Annotated in this window: 16 protein-coding genes and 1 tRNA gene; 11 read left to right on the top strand and 6 right to left on the bottom strand. The window is 66.3% G+C overall.

Annotated features, from left to right (window positions below):
- Positions 1–46: 46 nt before the first annotated feature.
- Positions 47–877, bottom strand: coding sequence for an alpha/beta fold hydrolase (locus ASC93_RS05620; protein ID WP_056438442.1), 831 nt, complete (start codon positions 875–877; stop codon positions 47–49).
- Between the two features lie 163 nt (positions 878–1,040).
- Between ASC93_RS05620 and ASC93_RS05615 the strand changes: the two genes are divergently transcribed.
- From ASC93_RS05615 to ASC93_RS05600, 4 genes are all read left to right on the top strand, one after another.
- Positions 1,041–2,270, top strand: coding sequence for a putative DNA modification/repair radical SAM protein (locus tag ASC93_RS05615; RefSeq protein ID WP_056438439.1), 1,230 nt, complete (start codon positions 1,041–1,043; stop codon positions 2,268–2,270).
- Positions 2,246–3,802 (top strand): UdgX family uracil-DNA binding protein, encoded by a 1,557-nt coding sequence (locus tag ASC93_RS05610; RefSeq protein ID WP_307188974.1) that lies wholly within the window; start codon positions 2,246–2,248, stop codon positions 3,800–3,802. Before ASC93_RS05615 ends, ASC93_RS05610 begins: the two co-directional genes overlap by 25 nt.
- Before the next feature lie 119 nt (positions 3,803–3,921).
- The gene (locus ASC93_RS05605; protein WP_162251797.1) at positions 3,922–4,959 is read left to right on the top strand and encodes a TraB/GumN family protein; all 1,038 of its coding nucleotides are present in this window, start codon (positions 3,922–3,924) and stop codon (positions 4,957–4,959) included.
- 11 nt (positions 4,960–4,970) lie between these two features.
- Positions 4,971–6,002, top strand: a complete 1,032-nt coding sequence (locus ASC93_RS05600; RefSeq protein WP_056438430.1) for a TraB/GumN family protein — start codon at positions 4,971–4,973, stop codon at positions 6,000–6,002.
- A 19-nt stretch (positions 6,003–6,021) separates the two neighbouring features.
- On the opposite strand, the gene epsC is transcribed toward ASC93_RS05600, so the two are convergent.
- On the bottom strand, positions 6,022–6,945 hold the full coding sequence (gene epsC / locus ASC93_RS05595; RefSeq protein WP_056438427.1) for a serine O-acetyltransferase EpsC: 924 nt from the start codon (positions 6,943–6,945) through the stop codon (positions 6,022–6,024).
- Positions 6,946–7,615: 670 nt separating this feature from the next.
- On the opposite strand from epsC, the gene ASC93_RS05590 reads away from it, so the two are divergent.
- The 6 genes from ASC93_RS05590 to ASC93_RS05565 all read left to right on the top strand — a co-directional run bounded on the left by ASC93_RS05590 (position 7,616) and on the right by ASC93_RS05565 (position 15,854).
- Positions 7,616–8,938 (top strand): putative O-glycosylation ligase, exosortase A system-associated, encoded by a 1,323-nt coding sequence (locus tag ASC93_RS05590; RefSeq protein WP_082547793.1) that lies wholly within the window; start codon positions 7,616–7,618, stop codon positions 8,936–8,938.
- Complete coding sequence (locus ASC93_RS05585; protein ID WP_082547792.1) at positions 8,935–9,993, top strand: acyltransferase; 1,059 nt, start codon at positions 8,935–8,937, stop codon at positions 9,991–9,993. The genes ASC93_RS05590 and ASC93_RS05585 overlap by 4 nt, the downstream gene beginning before the upstream one ends.
- Before the next feature lie 64 nt (positions 9,994–10,057).
- A tRNA-Gly gene (locus ASC93_RS05580) sits at positions 10,058–10,131 on the top strand.
- Between the two features lie 129 nt (positions 10,132–10,260).
- Positions 10,261–12,312: an ATP-binding protein gene (locus ASC93_RS05575; RefSeq protein ID WP_056438419.1), complete on the top strand. Its 2,052-nt coding sequence runs from the start codon at positions 10,261–10,263 to the stop codon at positions 12,310–12,312.
- Positions 12,313–12,511: 199 nt separating this feature from the next.
- Complete coding sequence (locus tag ASC93_RS05570; protein WP_056438415.1) at positions 12,512–13,069, top strand: response regulator; 558 nt, start codon at positions 12,512–12,514, stop codon at positions 13,067–13,069.
- Between the two features lie 100 nt (positions 13,070–13,169).
- Positions 13,170–15,854 (top strand): EAL domain-containing protein, encoded by a 2,685-nt coding sequence (locus ASC93_RS05565; RefSeq protein ID WP_056438412.1) that lies wholly within the window; start codon positions 13,170–13,172, stop codon positions 15,852–15,854.
- 124 nt (positions 15,855–15,978) lie between these two features.
- Here ASC93_RS05565 and ASC93_RS05560 read toward each other — a convergent pair whose 3' ends face one another.
- Complete coding sequence (locus ASC93_RS05560) at positions 15,979–17,097, bottom strand: succinylglutamate desuccinylase/aspartoacylase family protein (protein ID WP_056438410.1); 1,119 nt, start codon at positions 17,095–17,097, stop codon at positions 15,979–15,981.
- Positions 17,098–17,237: 140 nt separating this feature from the next.
- Between ASC93_RS05560 and trmB the strand changes: the two genes are divergently transcribed.
- Positions 17,238–17,918, top strand: coding sequence for a tRNA (guanosine(46)-N7)-methyltransferase TrmB (gene trmB, locus ASC93_RS05555; protein ID WP_056438407.1), 681 nt, complete (start codon positions 17,238–17,240; stop codon positions 17,916–17,918).
- Between the two features lie 166 nt (positions 17,919–18,084).
- Here the strand turns inward: trmB and recQ are convergent, their stop codons facing one another.
- The 3 genes from recQ to ASC93_RS05540 form a co-directional block, all read right to left on the bottom strand.
- Entirely contained in the window at positions 18,085–19,905 is a 1,821-nt protein-coding gene (recQ, locus tag ASC93_RS05550) for a DNA helicase RecQ (protein ID WP_056438404.1), read from the bottom strand.
- An 18-nt stretch (positions 19,906–19,923) separates the two neighbouring features.
- Positions 19,924–20,757, bottom strand: coding sequence for an undecaprenyl-diphosphate phosphatase (locus tag ASC93_RS05545; protein ID WP_056438400.1), 834 nt, complete (start codon positions 20,755–20,757; stop codon positions 19,924–19,926).
- Positions 20,758–20,864: 107 nt separating this feature from the next.
- Entirely contained in the window at positions 20,865–21,137 is a 273-nt protein-coding gene (locus tag ASC93_RS05540; protein ID WP_056438399.1) for a YkgJ family cysteine cluster protein, read from the bottom strand.
- Between the last annotated feature and the right edge of the window lie 84 nt (positions 21,138–21,221).

Here is a 21,221-nt window from a genome sequence, read left to right as displayed (position 1 = left end):
GGGCGGGCACCCCGTGCCCGCGCGTGACGTATGCGGTGTGTAGGCGCTACGCGTGGGCGGAGGGCCGCCCACCCTGCATCAGCGTCTGCGCGAGAAAGGATTCGATCGCGTCCGAACTCGCCGTCGGCGCGCTCAGGTGCGGGCAGTGCCCCACGTTGTCGATCAGGCGCAGTGCGCTGTGCGCCAGGTGCCGATGCAGCCAGTCGCCCACTTCGCGCGGCACGATCAGGTCGTCGCTGCATTGCAGGATCAGGGCGGGCACCGTCGCACGGGGCACGTCGGCGCGGATATCGGCGCGGAAGGTCACGCGCGCGAAATGCTTGGCGATGGCGGGATCGTTGCGGCAGAAGCTGCGCGTCAGTTCCTGTCCCAGGTGCGGCTGGTTGGGCGCGCCCATGATCGCCGGCGCCATCTTGCGCGACCACTCGAGGAAATTGGTCTCCATCGAGTCCAGCAGGCCGTCGATGTCTTCCGGATTGAATCCGCCCACGTAATCGCCGTCGTTGGTGTAGCAGGGCGATGGGCCGACCAGGACCTGGGCCACGAAGCGCTGCGGCGCCGCGATCGTCGCCAGCAGGCCGATCGGCGCGCCGACCGAGTGCCCGACGACGATGCTCGGGCCGGCCGCGCAGGCGTCGAGAATTTCCAGCAGATCCGTGACGTGGCCTTGCAGGCTGCCGTACTTCGCGCGGTCGTAGGCGGACCAGTCGGAATGGCCGCTGCCGGTCAGGTCGTACAGCACGACGCGAAAGCGGTCCGCGAAGGCCGGCGCCAGGTAGCGCCACATGGTCTGGTCGCAACCGAAACCATGCACGAAGATCATGGTCGTCGGTCCTGAACCGGTCACGTGGACGTTGTTGCGAAACTGTACAGACATGGTGAATCCAGGCTTGGTGCAATCCTCCGATATTAACATTGTGAAATTGGGGCCGTCGGATTAAACAACGGTCCGGCCGCATCGGCAGCGACAGTGCGTTCGCGCACGGCATGGCGGGGGCGATTCGCGATATACTGTTTATATATACAGTATTTTCTGCGCGATGGAACTCAAAGACAAGCTCGAAATCCTGGCCGACGCGGCCAAGTACGACGCCTCCTGCGCCAGCAGCGGTGCGCCGAAGCGCGACTCGGTCGACAAGGACGGGCTCGGCGCCACCAACGGCATGGGCATCTGCCACAGCTACACGCCGGACGGGCGCTGCGTGTCGCTGCTCAAGATTCTGCTGACCAATTTTTGCGTCTACGATTGCCAGTACTGCGTGAACCGGCGCACGTCGAACGTGCCGCGGGCCCGGTTCTCCGTCGACGAGATCGTCAAGCTCACGCACGATTTTTACCTGCGCAACTACATCGACGGCCTGTTCCTCAGTTCCGGCATCATCCAGTCGAGCGACTACACGATGGAGCAGCTGGTCGAAGTCGCGCGGCGCCTGCGCGAGGACCACCAGTTCCGCGGCTACATCCACCTCAAGACGATTCCCGACGCCGACCCGCATCTCATCGAACTGGCGGGCCGGTATGCCGACCGCCTGTCGGTGAACATCGAGCTGCCCACGCAGGACAGCGTGACCAGGCTCGCGCCCGAAAAGAGCGTGCACACGATCAAGCTGGCGATGGGGGCCATCCGCACCCGGCTGGACGAAAAGGACGACCACCCCAAGGCGCCCGTGTTCGCGCCGGCCGGGCAGAGCACGCAGATGATCGTCGGCGCCGACGCCAGCGACGACCGGACGATCCTCGGCACGGCACAGACGCTGTACGGCAGCTATAAACTCAAGCGCGTGTACTACTCGGCGTTCAGCCCGATCCCGCAGAGCCCGTCCAGCGTGCCGTCCGCGCCGCCGCCGCTGCTGCGCGAGCACCGCTTGTACCAGGCCGACTTCCTGCTGCGCGGTTACGGTTTTACCGCGCAGGAGCTGATGCCCGCGGCCGGCAACCTCGCGCTGGACATCGACCCCAAGCTGGGGTGGGCGCTCGCGAACCGCGCCCATTTCCCGCTCGACCTGAACCGCGCGGACGAGGGCATGATCGCGCGCGTGCCGGGCATCGGCCTGCGCACGGCGAAGCGCCTGATCGATTTGCGGCGGCTGCGGCGCATCCGCTGGGAAGACCTGTCGCGCCTGCGCTGCAGCCTCAGGAAGCTGGCGCCGTTCGTGATCACGGCGGACTACAAGCCGGCGTCGGGAGGCGCCTCGTCCGACCTGCTGCGGCGTAACCTGGCCGACGCGCCGCAGCAGACGAACCTGTGGCCGGAACTGCAGGCCGCCTGATGGCCGCGCCGTCCGCACGGCTCGCCGACGAACTGGTCCGGGCCGGGCAGCCGCTGCTGGTCGAGACGTTCGCCGCATGGCGCGAGGCGGCGCGCGACCTGCTCGTGCACGGCATTCCTCCGGAGCAGGTGACGTGGGGCACGCCGCACATGGACGACCTGCTGGCGGGCGGCGATCTGTTCTCGGGTGCGCCGCCCACGGCCGAGGCATCCGATAATCTGCCCACACCGCCGACTGAAACCCCGACCGGGCCGCTCCGTCCCGCGCCGCACATCCCGCGTTCGCTGCTGGAGATGCTGCAGTCGGCCGCCTGCTGCCGCGTGCCGGACCGCTGGGCCTTCCTGTACCGCGTGATCTGGCGCTGGCAGCAGGGCGAGCACGACGTGCAGTCGCCGGCCGACGAGGACGGCGCGCGCCTGCACGCGATGGTGAAGGCGGTGCACCGCGAGGAACACGACATGCATGCCTACATCCGCTTCCGCGAGCGCCCGGAAAGCGCCGGTCCGCCGCGTTTCGTCGCCTGGTACGAGCCCCGTCACGACGTGCTGCCCCAGGTGGCCGAGCATTTCATGTCGCGCATGGGCAAGGTCAGCTGGATGATCGCGACGCCCGGGGCGAGCGTCCTGTGGGACGGCCATACGCTGCACAATACCGGCCCCCTCGTACGCGATGCGGCCGACCTGGAAGACACTGGCGAAGCCCTGTGGCTGACGTATTACCGCAGCGTGTTCAACCCGGCCCGCCTGAACACGGACGTCATGCACCAGCACATCCCGTCGCACCGCTGGAAGAACCTGCCCGAGGCGAAGATCGTGCCGCAGATGGTGAGCGAAGCGGCGCGTGGAGCGCGCAAGGTGGGCCAGTACGAGGCCGTCGGCCAGCGCAAGGGCACGACGATCCCGATCGCCCCCGAGGACGCCCAGCCGGAGCGCCAGCAGCCTTCGAAGCTCGACGAGTGCCGGCGCTGTGAGTTGTGGCAGTTCGCCACCCAGGCCGTCGGCGGCGACGGCCCGAAGCGCGCGAAAATCATGTTCGTCGGCGAGCAGCCGGGCGACCAGGAGGATCTGGCCGGACAACCCTTCGTCGGCCCGGCCGGCAAGCTGCTGGACCGCGTGTGCGAGGCGGCCGGCGTCGACCGCGACACGATCTACGTCACCAACGCCGTCAAGCATTTCAAATGGGAGCCGCGCGGCAAGCGGCGCCTGCACAAGACGCCGGTCCAGCGCGAGATCGAGGCCTGCCACTACTGGCTCGACAAGGAGCTGGCGAGCGTCAAGCCGACCGTCATCGTGGCCCTCGGCGCCACCGCGTTGAAATCCGTGCTGCGCACGGCCAGCGTGACCCTCAAGGACTCCCTCGGCAAGCCGCTGCGCCACGAAGGCCGGTGGGTCGTCACCACGTATCACCCGTCGTACGTGCTGCGCGTGCCGGGCGAAGACGCGAAGCGCGCGGCGTTCGATACGATGGTCGAGGGGCTCAAGCTGGCACACGATCTCCTGAACCGGCCGATCGGGACGCCGGACGAGGCGTGATGCCCCCGTATTGCTGTTGCGACATATGCATGTCAAATATGTAACATTCCGTTGCGCGGATAGGCTAAGCTCATCCTCGGCGCTAAGCTTTTGCGCACATAACAACAATGGGATGTCGGATGAGCAAACGATATGCATGCGCGTTGTACCTGGGTTTCCTTACGCTGCCGGCGCTGGCCCAGACCGCGGCCCGGCCTGAACCTGCTGGCGCCGTCGAGCCTGCCGCCGCGGCGGATGCAGCGCCGGATGCCGCCCCGGCCACCGTCGTCGTCGAGGGCCGCCGTCCCGGTCCGGGCGTCTGGAAAGTGTCGAAGGGCGATCACGTGATGTGGGTGTTCGGCCTGTACTCTCCGCTGCCGCAGAAGATGGACTGGGATTCGGCGCGCGTCGAGCGTCTGGTGGCGAAGTCGCAGCAAGTGCTGATGCCGCCCGGCGCGAGCATCGGTGTGGGGTTCTTTCGCAGTCTGACCCTGCTGCCTTCCATGATCGGCATGGAAAAGAATCCGGACGGCGCAATGTTGCAGGACATCTTGCCGGCGGACGTGTATGCGCACTGGCAGGTCCAGAAGGGCAAGTACATCGGCCAGGATGACGGCGTCGAGCGCGATCGTCCGTTCTTCGCGGCCGAGAAGCTGTTGCGGGCCGGGCTGAAGAAAAACGGTCTCGCGGAGAACACCGCCGTGGGCGACCAGGTCGAAAAGATTGCCAGGCAGAGCAAGGTCAAGCTGACCCGGACGATGCTCGAGATCGAACTCGACGACCCGCGCACTACCTTGACGGCGTTCAAGAAGATGCAGATGGAAGACCTCACCTGCTTCACCAAGACCCTGGAACGCCTGGACGGCGACATCGACGCGATGCGGGTGCGTGCCAATGCCTGGGCCAACGGCGACACCGCCGAGCTCTCGCGCCTGGACTATATCGAGCGTGATGAAGCATGCGGCGATGCCCTCCTGAACAGTCCTCTGGCCAAGACGACCCCGGCCTTGCAGAATGTCCGCGAACGCATCCGCGCCGGCTGGCTGAAAGCGGCCGAACAATCGCTGGCCGACAACACGTCGACATTCGCGCTCCTGCGGATGAAGGACATCGTCGGCCCGAAAAGCTATCTGGCCGGCCTGCAGGCGAAAGGTTATACGGTCGAGAGCCCGAAATAAGGATATTCCCCATGAAGAGAACCAGGCGATACGCACTCTGGCTGGGCCTGCTGGCTCTGCCGGCATTCGCCCAGAACGTGGACCGTGCCGCGCCGCCGGCCGAACCGCCGGCCGTCACCGACGCCGCGCCGGAGGCCGTCCCGGCCACGGTCGTCGTCGAAGGCCGCCGGCCCGGTCCCGGCGTGTGGAAGGTGTCGAAGGGCACGCATGTGATGTGGGTGTTCGGGACGTACGCGCCGCTGCCGCAGAAGATGGAGTGGGATGCGTCGCGCGTCGAACGCCTCGTCGCCAGGTCGCAGGAAGTGCTCATGCCGCCGGTCGCGAAAGCGCACATCGGTTTCTTCCGCGGGCTGACCGCGTTGCCCAGCCTCATCGGCATCAAGCGGAATCCCGACGATGCCGTGCTGCACGACGTCGTCCCGTCCGACGTGTATGCGCACTGGACAGTTCTGAAGGCCAAATACATCGGCAACGACGACGGCGTCGAGCATTACCGCCCCGTCTTCGCCGGCGAGGAATTGCTGCTCGCCGGCCTCAAGCAAAGTGGCCTGTCCTATGGCGGCGAAGTGCTCGGCACGATCGAGGACATCGCGAAAAAGAACAAGGTCAAGCTGAGCGATTCCGGCTACGACGTGATGCTCGACGATCCCCGCAAGCTCGTGCGCGACTTCAAGAATTCGCAGGTGGACGACCTCGTCTGCTTCACCAAGACGCTCGACAGCCTGGATATCGACCTCGAGACGATGCGCGTGCGGGCGAATGCCTGGGCCAACGGCGACATCGGCGAGATCCGCGGCCTGAACTTTGCGGAGCGCCAGGACGCCTGCCTGGATGCCATCCTGAACAGTTCCATCGCGAAGGATGCCGCGGCGCTGCGGCAGATGCGCGAACGCCTGCGCACCGCCTGGCTCAAGGCGGCGGAAAAGGCGCTGGCCAGCAACGCCTCCACGTTCGCCGTGCTGGAAATCCAGGACATCGTCGGACCGACGAGCTACCTGTCCGGGTTGCAGGCCAGGGGCTACGCGGTCGAGAGTCCCAGATGACCAGTTCGGGCTGACCAGGTCACGCCGGCTCGCCCGGCACCCCCAGGTCGTCCTCGCGCGACGCGGCCTGGGCCACGCGGGCACCGGGCGGTACGTCGTGCGTCAGCCAGACGTTGCCGCCGATGACGGCGCCCTTGCCAACGGTGATGCGGCCCAGCAGGGTGGCGCCGGCATAGATGACGACGTCGTCCTCGACGACGGGATGGCGCGGCAGGCCTTTTTGCAGCGTGCCGTCGGCATTCGCGGGAAAGCGCTTGGCGCCCAGGGTGACGGCCTGGTACAGGCGCACGCGCTGGCCGATGACGGCCGTCTCCCCGATCACGACGCCGGTGCCGTGGTCGATGAAGAAGCCGGGGCCGATCGTGGCGCCCGGGTGGATGTCGATGCCTGTCTCCGCGTGCGCCAGCTCGGCGATGATCCGCGCCAGCAGCGGCAGGCCGAGCCCGTACAGGCAGTGCGCGAGGCGGTGGTGGATCATCGCGTGGATGCCCGGATAGCACAGCAGCACTTCGTCGACGCTGCGCGCGGCCGGGTCGCCCTGGTAGGCGGCGATCACGTCGCTGTCGAGCAGGGTGCGGATGCCGGGCAGGGCGGCGCCGAACGCGCGGGTGGCGTCCAGCGCCTGCGGCTCGATGTCGGTGTCGGTCAGGCGGCGCAGCGCCGCGCTGTAGCGCAGTTCGATGCGCACCTGGCGCAGCAGCGCGTGGAGGGCGGTGTCGAGGGCGTGGGCGACGTGGAAGTCCTCGCTTTCCTGGCGCAGGTCGGGCGGGCCCAGGCGCAGCGGGAACAGCACGCCCTTGAGTTGCGCCACGACGGTCGCCAGCGCCTCGCGCGACGGGAACTCGATGCCGCGCACTTCGCCGGACGGGCGGTGGGCCTGGCGCCACTGCCGGCGCGCGCCGTGCAGGTCGCGCACGATCGCGCCGATGTCGAAGTCGGCCATCAGTCGTGCTCCCGCAGGCAATCGCCCCGCATGTGCGACGACAATTGGAGACCGGCAACGTGCGCCGGGCCGGAAAGATGTCGCTCAAGGAATTCGGGCGTCACAATGCCTCCGCTGTGCTATTGACGAGTTTTCAATATACGAGCCCGTCCGTGGGCGTTCCAACGAATTTTTCGGCACAAGCTCATGCTGAAAACGTCTAAAGCGCAGCGCAACTCATTTGCGTTGCGTCAACACCAATGTTGAAAAATCGTCATGCAAAAAATCGCGTTGGTGTTGGCGCGGCGGCACGCGCGGGGAAAGATTGTTGCGCTTGGTTTGGAGACTGGCTGATAATACAAAGTCCGTTGAGGCAACGGTGTGGCCGTATGTTGCATGTTATTCTAGCGCCCGTTCGTTCCGGTAACTCATCGATACGCGGCAATAGATTCCCGTCAAAGGTCACGCATGATTGACACTGCAGCAATATTGCTTTTCAGTACGTTAATAATTTATACGGTTATCCGCGCAATCCAACTGGACAAGGTGCTTTCCTGGTTTTCACGCGAGGAACAGCAACTGCCGCCGGCGGCGAAGAAGAAACGTTCGTAAATAATATACAGCTTCGGCGTTTCATCCGTTCCGGACGCCGCTGGACGCCGCTTTTACTGTTGCGCAAGGCATCACACGTATGCAGAGTCTTTTTTTGTCGGCTGTCTTCGCCGTCCTGATGTTCGCCGGTTTTTCAGCCGCTTTTGCCGCCGCCCTTGGCTTCGTCTGGGTGGACATCGTCCGGCCCCAGCAGCTCGCCTATTCGATCATCAACGACCAGCCGCTGTCGTTCATCGCAGCCGTGGCGACGCTGGGACTGTTCCTGCTCAGGGATAAAAAGTCGCCGCCCAAATTCGGACCGATCCTGCTGCTGATTGTACTGTTCTGCCTGTGGGTGACGTTTACGACGCTCATCTCGGATTTCCCGACGCAAGCATGGGGGAAATGGGACTGGGCGTCCAAGGTTCTCATTTTCGCGGTCCTGATCCCGTACATCTTCCGTTCGCGCATCCAGATCGAAGCTTTCATCCTGGTGTTCGTGTTCTCCGCCAGCACGATCCTGTTCTCGGCCGGCCTGAAGACCATTCTCGGCGGCGGCGGCTACGGGACGCTGGCCGTCATGGGAACGGGCAATACCGGCCTGTCCGAGAGCAGCACGCTGGCCGTGGTGTGCGTGATGCTGATCCCATTGGTCATGTTCCTCATGCGCCATACCGTGATCTTTCCGAGGAACCTGCTGACGCGCGGCTTATTCCTGGCCATTATCGTCATGGCGCTTGCCGCCGTGGTCGGTACGACGGCGCGCACGGGCATCATCGCCGTGGCGGTGATGTGCCTGCTGTCGATGCTGCAGTCGAAAAAGAAATTGTGGTGGATAGCGGGTCTGGCCCTTGCCGCCGTCGTGATATTGAATCTCGACCTGTCCGCGACGCGCTGGGGCAACCGCATGTCGACGATCGAAACCTATAATGCCGACTCGTCCGCAATGGGCAGGATCAAAGTCTGGCAATGGACGATCGAGTTTGTCGGCAAGCACCCGCTCGGCGGCGGTTTCGACGCTTATTTGCACAACCGTATTCTCGGCGTCACGTCGGACGGCGAAACCCAGTATCTGCCCGAAGGACAGGTCGGCGGCAAGGCCTTCCACAGCATCTATTTCGAAGTGCTGGGCGAACAGGGCATCGTCGGTTTTTCCATGTACGCCCTGATGGTCGGGCTGGCCATGTTCAAATTAATCAGGTTGAAGAGGGCCTGGAAAAACGATGCGGGAATGGCCTGGATTTCCGGGCTGGCCAATGCGCTGATGACGTCGATCGTGGTGTTTCTTGCCGGCGGCTCTTTCGTCGGCATCGCCTACCAGCCGTACATCTTCTACATGCTCAGCCTGACAGTGGCGATCGACCAGTACGCGCGGCGCGTCGTGCAGGACCAACTCAAAGTAAAAGGACGTGCGATACCGTGAAACTCAACCAACTCGCAGGATTACGGGGAATCTGCGCCTGGTGGGTAGTGTTCTACCATTTCCTAGGCCTCATGAACGATTCGGTGCCGACGCCGCTCAGGCATTTCATCGCGCACGGCTACCTGGCCGTCGACCTGTTCTTCCTGCTCAGCGGTTTCGTGATTTTCCTGAGCTACCACGCGTCGCTGAGCACCAATTTTCCCCATAGCGTAGGCAAGTTTTACTGGAACCGGTTTTCCCGCATCTACCCGCTGCACTTCGTGATGTTGGGCGGCTACCTGATGCTGTTCGCCGCCTTCACTTATCTGTCGACCAGCCATGCCGCGCCGGAAAACTATACGTGGCCTGCGTTCATCCAGAGCATCTTCCTGGTGCATATGTGGTTCGGCAGCGACCTGACGTGGAACGTACCGTCCTGGTCGATCAGTTCGGAATGGTTCGTCTACCTGTTCTTCCCGCTGATGGCATTCAGCCTGCGCAAGCTGCGCGGCGGTATTGCCGCGCACCTGCTGAGCATCGTGGCGGCCGCCGTCGTCCTGCACGTGATCTATGCGATGAGCGGACTGCATTCCATCGGCGCCGACATTCCCCACATGGCCCTCGTGCGCACCATGTTCGAATTCCTGATGGGCGTCTTCGTCGGTTCGCTGTACGTCAACCACCGGGATTTCCTGGAACGGTATGCCACCGTTGCCCTCGCGGGCTTCGTCGCGTCGTGCGTCCTGTATGCATTGACGTCGACCCCGGATTACGCGCTGATTCCGATCACGTTCGCGTTGCTGATCGCTTACCTGAGCGTGACGACGTCGTGGATCACCGCCGCGCTTTCCACGCCGGTGCTCGTCTACCTCGGCGAGATCTCGTATTCGACGTACATGGTGCATTACCTCGTCTACGACCTGCTGAAAGCCGCCTTCATGTCGAATGCCCAGCAGATCAACCAGGTGTATCTGTGGCTGTCGTTCGTGGTCGTCTTCATCCTGTCCGTGGCGCTGCACCACGTGGTGGACATGCCGTCCCAAAAATATTTCCGGCGCCGCCTGTCGACCCGATAGGCGTGGCCGCCGGCAGCGGCGAACGTTGTCAATCCCTATAAAACCCGCGTAGAATGCGGGCAACGCGGGTGTAGCTCAATGGTAGAGCAGAAGCTTCCCAAGCTTACGACGAGGGTTCGATTCCCTTCACCCGCTCCAGTCTCCGCGGCGGCCCGCCGTTCTCCCTGCCTGCTTTCCTGATACGTCGCGCGCCGACCGTCCCGCCGTGCGCGCCTGCCGCAGCCCCCTTATGGCACACTGGGGTTGTCGCTCCATCCAGTATCAATCATGCAAGTAGATGAAAAAGGCTCTTCCCACGCGGACACGCTCGACCATGCCGGCGCCCTCATGTTCCTGAGCGGGGGCGGCGAGGTCGGCGCCATGATGCGCGCGCACGACTGGTCCGGTTCGCCCCTGGGCCATCCGCGCGCGTGGCCGCAGGCGTTGCGCACGGTCGTCGGCCTGATGCTCAACGCGAAGCTCCCGATGTTCGTGGCCTGGGGACCGGAACTCGGCTTCCTGTACAACGATTCCTACCGCGAGATCCTGGGCGACAAGCATCCGGCCGCCCTCGGCGGACGCTTCCATGACATCTGGTCCGAGATCTGGCACGACATCGGCCCGCTGACCGAGCGCGCCCTCGGCGGCGAGGCGACGTACGCCGACCGCCTGTACCTCGTGATGAACCGCCACGGCTACGACGAGCCGACCTGGTTCACGTTCTCGTATTCACCCGTGCGCGACGAGGCCGGGGAGGTCGCCGGCATGTATTGCGCGTGCGTGGAGGTCACCGACCAGGTGCTGGCCGAAAAATACCGCAACGAGGAAAACGAGCGGCTGCGCGGCCTGTTCTCGCAGGCGCCCGGGATCATGGCCGTGCTGCGCGGTCCCGAGCACGTGTTCGAGCTGACGAACCAGTCGTACATGCAATTGGTCGGCCACCGCCAGGTCGTCGGCAAGGCCGCGCGCGAGGCGCTGCCGGAGATCGTCGGCCAGGGCTTCCTCGAACTGCTCGACCGGGTCTACACGACGGGCGAGCCGTTCGTCGGCCACGCGTTGCCGGTGCGCCTGCAGCGCGAGCCGGAAGGACCGCCGGAAGAGCGCTACATCGACTTCGTCTACCAGCCGATCCGCGACGAGGGCGGCCAGGTGACCGGCATCTTCGTGGAAGGCAGCGACGTCACGGCCCGCAAGCTCGTCGAGGACGAGCTGCGCGCGGCCAACCGCCAGAAGGACCAGTTCCTGGCGATGCTGGCGCACGAGCTGCGCAACCCGCTGGCGCCCATCATGACGGCGGCCCAGCTGCTCAAGCTCGGCCGCCTCGAGCCCAGGAGCGTGGCCAACGCCAGCGAGATCATCGTGCGCCAGGCCGAGCACATGACGGACCTCGTCAACGACCTGCTGGACGTGTCGCGCGTCACGCGCGGCCTCGTCGCGCTCGAGAAGGAGGAGCTGGACCTGAACGTGATCGTCGCCGCCGCCGTCGAGCAGGTGCGGCCCCTGGTCGACACGCGCCGCCATGCGCTGACGCTGCAATTGTCCGGCCAGCCGGCGCGCGTGACCGGCGACCGTACGCGCCTCGTGCAGGTCATCTCGAACATCCTCAACAACGCCGCCAAGTACACGGCGCCGGGCGGGCGGATCGTGCTGGCCGTGACGGTGGCGGCGGAGCGCGTGACGGTGGCCGTGCGCGACAACGGCGTCGGCATCGCGCCGGAAGTCCTGCCGTACATCTTCGACCTGTTCACCCAGGCCGAGCGCACCCCGGACCGTTCCCAGGGCGGGCTCGGGATCGGACTGGCGCTCGTCAAGAGCCTCGTCGCCCTGCACGGCGGCACCGTGCATGCCCACAGCGACGGCCTGGGGCAGGGCAGCGAATTCTCGATCTGCCTGCCGTGCGTGGCGCGCGAGCCGGCGCAGCTGCCCGACGCCGGCGCGGCGGGCGGCGCGGATGCCGTCCACGACAACGGCAACCTGCGCGTGCTGGTGGTCGACGACAACGCCGACGCCGCCCAGATGCTGGCCGCGCTGCTCGAAGTGCAGGGGCATGCGGTGAGCGTCGAGTACGACGCGCGCGGGGCGCTGGCGCGGGCGCGAAGCGAGCATCCCGACGTCCTGCTGCTCGACATCGGCCTGCCCGACATGGATGGCTACGAGCTGGCGCGGCGCCTGCGCGCCCAGCCGGAAAACGCGGACGCCACGCTGGTCGCCCTGACCGGCTACGGCCAGAGCCAGGATCGCGCCGAGGCCCGGCAGGCCGGCTTCGACCATTACCTCGTCAAGCCTGCCGACCTGAACGAAGTCAACGCGGTATTGTCGCGGGCCGAGGCGCGGCGCTGACCCGTACGTCGATCATTCAATCGTGCGCGTATTGCCGCCCGGCACTGGGAGCGTTATCCTTGGTGCATCCGTCGTATGGACGGCCTTCCGCGTGCCGGGAAGCGACCGGGCGCGGCCCTACCGTGCGTAGGCTGCGCGCCAACAAGGCGTATTTTCGTACCATTGGCAATGCCATGCGGCTGATTATTGGAACGAGCGTATGTACGACTTCATCGGCATCTTCGAAGAATCACAGGACGGCACCACCCGGGCCGAACTGGTACATCCCGACGACGGCGTGGGCGTGGCGCCCGCGCCGGTCAAGCATGTCGTGGCGCGGCACGGCCGCCTCGCCGCGGCGAGCGCGTCCGCGCCGGCCGACCGTGCCGCCGACGTCGCGGCGGCGCCGGGCGTGCGGCGCGTGCTGGTGGTCGACGACAACGTCGATGCCGCCCAGACGGTGGCGATGCTGCTGGAGGTGCTGGGCCACGAGACGGCCGTCGAATACGATCCGTTGCAGGCGCTGGCCAGCGCGCGCGAACGGTCTTTCGACGCGTTCGTCCTCGACATCGGCCTGCCGGGCATGGACGGCCACGAACTGGCACGCCAGATCCGCACGCTGCCGGGGGCAGCCGGCGCCCTGTTCATCGCGCTCACGGGCTATGGCCAGCAGCAGGACCGCGACGCCTCCAAAGCCGCCGGGTTCCATTACCATTTCGTGAAGCCGGCCGATGTGGATGCGCTGGCGCAGGCGTTGGCCGGCGGCGTGCCCGGGTAGCGTTGTCATCAACCGGTAACTTTCACTTCTTACACTGCGCGTTGCTGAACAGTAACTGAGTGTGTGCCCCCTTGGCCCACGCCTTTCTGACGGAAACCGCATGTCCAAGTCCAGTGCGCACACTGCCCCGCGCACCCACCGATTCCTCGCGCTGCTGTGGCCCGCGCTGGCGCTGCTCGCCTGTGCCGCCCTGTGGACCGCCACGATCCTGCACGCCGGCACCGAGCGCCGGCGCGCCGAGGAGCAGGCGTTCAAGGAGGCCGATGCCTATGCCGAGGCCTACGAACAGTACGTCACGCGCTCGGTCGCGCAGATCGACCAGATCACCATGCAGCTCAAGCACAGCTGGGAGCATGCGCACGACCGCAGCCTGATCGAGAACATGCGGCGCGACGGCATGTTCACCGACGCCGCCTTCGTCAACGTGAGCGTCATCGGGCCCGACGGCGCGATCCGCTCGTCCAGCCGCATCCACGAGCGCGGGCTGAATCTGTCCAGGGCCGGCTTCTTCATCCAGCACCGCGACGCCATCTCGACCGCGCTGCGCATCGGCACGCCGCCGCCGGAACTGGAGGAGACCCGCGGCACGATCCTGTTCACGCGCCGCCTCGATACGGCCGACGACGGATTCGACGGTGTGCTGCTGATGGCCGTCGATGCCGGCTACTTCACGTCGTTCGTCAGCTCGCCCACGCTGGGACCGGGCAGCCTGCTGGCCCTGGTCGGCACCGAGAATGCCCTGCGCGTCGAGCAGGATGCCCGGGGCATCGTGCGCACGCAGAGCGCCGGTTCGCTGCTGCCCGCGAATGCCGACCGCTGGCCGGTGGCGCGCGGCGTGCAGCTGGTCGCGGGGCAGGGCGGCTTTGCCGACGGCGAGGCGCGCGTGCTGGGCTGGCGCCGCTCCAGCGCGTATCCGCTCGTGGCCCTCGTCGCGCTGTCGCATACGGCCGTGCTGGAAGCGGCCGACGCCTACTGGACCGACAGCCGCAACCACACGGTGCTGGCGACCGTCGTGCTGTCGCTGCTGGCGCTGGGCGCGAGCATGCTGTCGCTGCGGGCGGGCGCGCGGGCGGGCGAGCGCGCCGGGATCCAGCGCGCCTACCGCACGGCCACCGAGAGCGGCAACGACGGTTTCTACATGGTCGCGCCGGTGCGCGACCGCAAGGGCCAGATCATCGACTTCCGCATCGTCGACTGCAACGAGCGCGGCGCGTTCTTCTACGGCGGCACGCGCACGCAACTCGTCGGCAGCCTGATCTCGGACCTCCATCACGGCACCTCGTTCGACGACCTGTCCGCCAACTACCGCACGGCCATGGCCGTCGGCTTCCACCAGGAAGACCGGCGCATGCCCGACAATAACCGCCTGAATATCCGCTGGGGCCACCGGCGCATCGTGCGCGTGGGCGACGTCCTCGCCGTCACGCTGCAGGACATCAGCGAACGCAAGGAACACGAATCGCAGCTGGCGCGCCTGGCCAACGAGGACAGCCTCACGGGCCTGCCGAACCGCCACTGGTTCCTGAACTTCGTGCCGGCCGCGCTGCGCCAGGCGCAGGACGGCGGCCACGGCGCGGCGCTGCTGTTCATCGACCTCGACGAATTCAAGCAGGTCAACGATTCGCACGGCCACGCCGTCGGCGACCGCCTGCTCAAGCTGGCCGCCGAGCGCCTGATGTCGCAGCTGCGGCCGGGCGACAGCGTGGCGCGCTTCGGCGGCGACGAATTCGTCGTCCTGTTGAGCCCTTTCGACAGCGACCAGCAGGTAGCGATCGTCGCCGAGCGCATCGTCGACGCCTTCAGCAAGCCATTCCCGATCGCCGACGAGCCGCACATGATCGGCGCCTCGGTCGGCATCGCCGTGTACCCGCGCGACGGCCTCGACGCCGCCACCCTGATCCGCCACGGCGACATCGCCATGTATGCCGGCAAGGCCGAAGGCAAGGGGCAGTACCGCTTCTTCGATCCCGCGCAGTCGAACATCCTCAAGACGCGCACCCAGCTGCGCCAGCGCCTGCTGGAAGCGATCGACAAGCGCCAGTTCGTGTTGCACTACCAGCCGCGCGTGGACACCCGCACGGGCGAGCTCCTGAGCATGGAAGCGCTGCTGCGCTGGGAGCATCCGACGCTGGGCATGATCCGCCCGGACGAATTCATTCCACTGGCCGAGTCGAGCGGCCTGATCGTGCCGATCGGCGCCATCGTCATCGACCAGGCCTGCGCCCAGCTGGCCGCGTGGCGCGCGCACGGCGCGGTGCCGGTGCCGGTATCGATCAACGTCTCGCCCAAGCAGTTCCTGCGCGGCGGCGTGCAGCGCGAGCTGGCCGACGCCCTGCAGCGCCACGCCGTGCCGGCCGGCCTGCTCGAGGTCGAGATCACGGAGTCCGCGATGATGGGCGACCAGGCCGAGATCCTGGCGGAACTGGCCGCGATCCGCGCGCTGGGCGTCAAGCTGCACGTCGACGATTTCGGCACGGGCTATTCGTCGCTGTCGCAGCTGCAGCGCATGAAGATGGACGTGCTCAAGGTCGACCGCTCCTTCACGGCCGAACTGGGGCGCTCGAAGGAAGGCACCGTGTTCTTCCAGGCCATCGTGTCGATGGCGCACGCGCTCGGGATGGAAGTCGTGGCCGAAGGCGTCGAGAACGAGGAGCAGCTGGCGATCCTGCGCGCGCTGAACTGCAACGAGGTGCAGGGCTATCTCGTCGCGCGGCCGCAGCCGGCGGCGTCGATTGCGCCGCTGCTGGCGCAGCGCTACCTGTTCAACGAGGCGCTGGCCGCATAGGGCGCAGCGCTCGATACGTCGTCCCCGCGCAGGCGGGGACCCGAGTCATGCGCGCGTCGCGGCAGCGCTGGCAAAATTGGACCCCGCGCCTGCGCGGGGGCGACGGTTCGCTTTATCGGTTCTGTTACGCGCCCAGCAGACTCCCGGTCCGCCACGCGGACGTCCCCGCGACCTTACAGACGTGCATCCCGCGCAGCAGGTGCCGGTGCGCGGTGCTGGCGAACAGGATGCCGGACTGCGTCGGCCGCAAGGTCGTCGTCCTGCCGCTGACCGGGTCGACGATGTCGGCGACGGCATCGCCCGCCTGCACGCGCTCGCCCAGTTTTTTCAGGAATACCAGGACGCCCGCATGCGGCGCGTGCAAAGGTTCCACGCCCTCGAGCGGCGTCGGCGCGCACAGCGGCGCCGGCAGCGGTTCGAGCGGCAGGTCGACGACGCCTTCGCGCGCCAGGTATTGCAGCAGCGCGTGCGCGTCGTGTTCGGCGAGGTCGTAGCGTACGTCGTTCTCGCCGCGCAGTTCGACCGTCACGCCGACGCAGCCGAGCGGGATCGGGAAACGGTCGCCGAAGTGCTCCTGCAGTTGCCACCACATGCGGCTGCACGCTTCGTCGAACGGCTCGCCACCGGATTCCTTCGCCAGCAGCACCGCGTGCGCGCCCAGCAGCGCGGCCAGCGGCGTCACGCGGTCGGCCAGCGGCGTGCCGGTGTACATGTGGAGCACGGCCTCGTTGTCGCAATGGAGGTCGAGCATGATGTCGGCGTCGATCGCCATGCCCAGCAGCGTCTTCTTGAGTTCTTCCGTCGCGTTGTTCGGCAGCCAGGCCGCGATTTCGCGGCGCGCATGCGCGCGCACGAGTGCCGCGTTGGCGGCGGCGTCCGCGCCCAGTCTGCCCTCCAGCGAGATTTTGAGGGCGTCGGCCACGTGCCGGTACGAGCGGTTGAAATTGGTGCCGCTGGCGAGGTCGAAGCGGCCGAACGGCGCGCCGTGGATCACCTGCGACAGCCCGATCGGATTTGCCGCCGGCACCAGGATGATCTCGCCGATCACCTTGCCGGCCGCGTCCAGCCGGTCGAGCTCACGGCGCAGGACGTGCGCGACCAGCATGGCCGGCACCTCGTCCGCATGGAGCGAGGCCTGGAGATAGACCTTCTTGCCGCTGCCGGGCGCGCCGTAGTGGAACGACGTCAGGCGGTAGGCGGCGACGTTGTCCTCGGTGGCGATCGGGTGGGTCTGCTGGCGCATGTGCAACTCCTGTGGTCGAGGGCACATTATGTCGAAGATTGGCGCGGGATAGCGCCGGGTTATAATGGCGCCCGCTTTTTCAGACTCTTCATCTCATCCCTATGTCTTCCGATACGCCTACCAACGAGCAGGGCCGCGCCATGCTCTACGACCCGACCGAACGCCGCATCCGCAGTTTCGTCACCCGCGCCGGCCGCCTGTCGACCGGACAGGCGCGCGCGCTGGAAGCGTTCGGCCCGCGCTATCTCATCGAGTACCAGAAGGCGCCGTTCGACTTCCACGCGCCGTTCGGCCGCAGCGCGCCGCTGGTCCTGGAGATCGGCTTCGGCATGGGCGGCACGACGGCGCACATCGCGCAGGCGATGCCGGACAAGGATTTCATCGGCGTCGAGGTGCACACCCCTGGCGTGGGCAGCCTGTTGAAGCTGGCGGGCGAACAGGAGATCGCGAACCTGCGCATCATCCAGCACGACGCCGTCGAGGTGCTGAACAATATGGTGGCGGATGGGACGCTGTCCGGCGTGCACATCTTCTTCCCGGACCCGTGGCACAAGGCGCGTCACAACAAGCGCCGCCTGATCCAGCCGCCGTTCGTCGAGCTGCTGTGCCGCAAGCTGGCGCAGGGCGGCTACATCCATTGCGCCACCGACTGGGAAGATTACGCGGTGCAGATGCTGGAAGTGCTGGGCGCCGAACCCGCGCTGCGGAACACGGCCGAGGGGTATGCGGAGAAGCCGGCGTACCGGCCGCTGACCAAGTTCGAGAACCGGGGCCTGAAGCTGGGCCACGGGGTCTGGGACCTGGTGTTCACCAAAAAATGACGTGAATGCATGGTGGGCACAGGGTGCCCACCCTACGACTGGGCCACGGGGTCTGGGACTCGGTGTTCACCAAAAAATGACGTGAATGCATGGTGGGCACAGGGTGCCCACCATGCGATGTCTCCATTGCCGTAGGGTGGGCACCCCGTGCCCACGCGGCATCGCGCTACACCATCTCGCTGATGATGCCGACGATCTCGTCGCCATACGACGTCAGCTTCTTCTCGCCGACGCCCGAGACGCCGCGCAGCTGATCCAGCGACGTGGGCTTGACCTTGGAGATCTCGCGCAGGGTCGCATCCTGGAACACGACGTACGCCGGCACGCCGTGCGCGCGCGCCGTTTCGACGCGCCACCAGCGCAGCTTGTCGAAGATCGCCTGTTCGGACTTCGACAGCTCGACCTCTTCGTAGCTGCCGCGCGGCGTCGACGTGCGCTTGGGCTTGACCGGTTTCTGGTACTGGCGCAGCTGCACGTTCTGCTCGCCCTTCAGCACCGGCCGCGCCGCCTCCGTCAGTTTCAGTGAACTGAATGCGTCGTGGTCGACGGTGACGAGGCCGAGGGCGATGGTCTGGCGCACGATGGCGCGCCATTCCTGTTCGCCGCGCTCGGCACCGACGCCGAACACGGTCAGTTTGTCGTGGTGCCACTGCACGATGCGTTCGGACGACACGCCGCGCAGCACGTCGATCACGTGGCCGGCCGCGAAGCGCTGGTCGACGCGGTAGATCGCCGACAGCAGCTTTTGCACGGGCACCGTCGCGTCGAACGACGTCGGCGGGATCAGGCACGTGTCGCAGTTGCCGCACGGGCCGGAGCGCTCGCCGAAGTATTCGAGCAGGCGCATGCGCCGGCAGCTGAGCGTCTCGCACAGGCCCAGCATGGCGTCGAGTTTCGACGACAGCACGCGCTTGAAATTCTCGTCGGCCTCGGATTCGTCGATCATCCGGCGCTGCAGCACGACGTCCTGCAAACCGTAGGCCATCCAGGCGTTCGACGGCAAGCCGTCGCGGCCCGCGCGGCCCGTTTCCTGGTAATAGCCTTCGAGCGATTTGGGCAGGTCGAGGTGGCAGACGAAGCGCACGTCCGGCTTGTCGATGCCCATGCCGAACGCGATGGTCGCCACCATCACGATGTTGTCCTCGCGCAGGAAGCGCGCCTGGTTTTCGGCCCGCAGCGAATACTCCATGCCCGCGTGATAGGGCAGGGCGCGGATGCCGTTTTCGTTGAGGAACGCCGCCGTCTCCTCGACCTTCTTGCGCGATAGGCAGTAGACGATGCCGGAGTCGCCCGGGTGTTCCGCCGAGATGAAGTCGAGCAGCTGCTTGCGGCCGTTCGTCTTTTCGACGATGGCATAGCGGATGTTCGGACGGTCGAACGACGACACGAACTGGCGCGCCTCGTCCAGCTGCAGGCGCTGGGCGATTTCGGCGCGCGTGAGCTGGTCGGCCGTCGCGGTCAGCGCGATGCGCGGCACGTGCGGGAAGCGCTCGTGCAGGATCGACAGGCGGATGTATTCGGGCCGGAAATCGTGACCCCATTGCGACACGCAGTGCGCCTCGTCGATGGCGAACAGCGAGATGTGCGCGGACTCGAACAGCTCCAGGCAGCGCGGCGTCATCAGGCGCTCGGGCGCCACGTAGACGAGGTCCAGTTCGCCGGTGCGCACCATGCGTTCGATGCGCAGCGTCTCTTCGAACGTCTGCGTCGAGTTCAGGAACGCGGCGCGCACGCCGACTTCGGCCAGCGCGTCGACCTGGTCCTGCATCAGCGCGATCAGCGGCGACACGACGACGCCGACGCCGTCGCGCAGCAGCGCGGGAATCTGGTAGCACAGCGACTTGCCGCCGCCGGTGGGCATCAGCACGAGCGCATCGCCGCCGGACGCCACGTGCTCGACGATGTCGGCCTGCTGCCCGCGGAAGGCGGGGTAGCCGAATACCGACTGCAGGATCTGCAGCGCGCGTTGCTGGATGTCGCTCGTCATGGTGCTGCTGCTTTCAAATTACTCGGCCCAGACGACCCAGCCGAAATGGGCGGTGACCAGGATGACCACACCGAACACGATACGGTACCAGGCGAAGCCCGTGAAGTCGTGCGTGCTGATGAAGCGCAACAGCCAACGGACGCACAGGAAGGCGGAAACGAACGCCGCGACGCCGCCGATCAGGAACAGCGGCAGGTCCGTCGCGTGCAGGTCGTGGCGCGCCTTGAAGACGGAGTACACGGTCGCGGCCAGCAGGGTCGGGATCGCGAGGAAGAACGAGAATTCCGTCGCGGCCGTGCGCGACAGGCCGAACAGCATGCCGCCGATGATCGTGGCACCCGAACGGCTCGTGCCCGGGATCAGCGCGAAGCACTGGGCGCAGCCGACCTTGAACGCGTCGAGCACGGTCATGTCGTCCACGGTCTGGATGCGGTGCGCGCCCGGCAGCACCTTGTGGCGGCGTTCCGCCCACAGGATCACGAAGGCGCCCACGATGAACGCGGCAGCCACCGGCACCGGTGCGAACAGGTGCGCCTTGATCGCCTTGCTGAACAACACGCCCAGCACGGCCGCCGGCAGGAAGGCGACGATCAGGTTGATGACGAGCTTTTGCTGGCGCGGATCGGACGTGACGCCGCCCAGCGCGGCGCCGATCCGCACGCGGTATTCCCACATCACGGCGAAGATGGCGCCGGCCTGGATCGCGATTTCGAACACTTGGGCCACTTCGCCCGTGAAATTGATCAGACTGCCGGCCAGGATCAGGTGTCCAGTGGACGAAATCGGCAGGAATTCCGTGAAGCCCTCGACGAGGCCCATGATGATCGCTTTCAGGGCGAGAATGATATCCATTTGGTGTATGCGGTTCGGTAGGGTTGGGGACGCGTGCGCGGACGGTGCCGCGCGGGCCGCAAGCTTACCATGAGGAAGGGGGCCGCCGTCGAGTTACTGTTTCAAGGTCAGGCTGTCAAGCGCTCCAGTTCGGACAGGAAGAACATCGCCTGCTCGCGCGTGTCGCCGCACATCTCGCGCGAGGGCGGCAGGCTGCCGCAGACGCGGGGCCGGCCCGGCTGCCCGAAAATCCTGCAGCCATTGTGCTCGTCCAGCTGCACGCAGCGCACGCCGGCCGGCTTACCGTTCGGCATGCCGGGAATCGGGGACGTGATCGACGGGGCGGTGCAGCAGGCGCCGCAGCCGGGGCGGCAATGGACGGGGGCAGACGGAGAATTCACGGGAACGGCCGGGGAAATCGTGGTGTAAAGACCGGAGGCGGGCAAGCTGCCAGTATACTACCGTCAGGGCCTGCTGTTCTTGAC

This window comes from Massilia sp. Root335 (assembly GCF_001425685.1).
In the GTDB taxonomy this organism is placed as follows: Bacteria; Pseudomonadota; Gammaproteobacteria; order Burkholderiales; family Burkholderiaceae_D; genus Telluria; species Telluria luteola.
The sequence above is the reverse complement of the archived record's forward strand: the minus strand, read 5'-3'. Positions and strand labels throughout refer to the sequence as shown.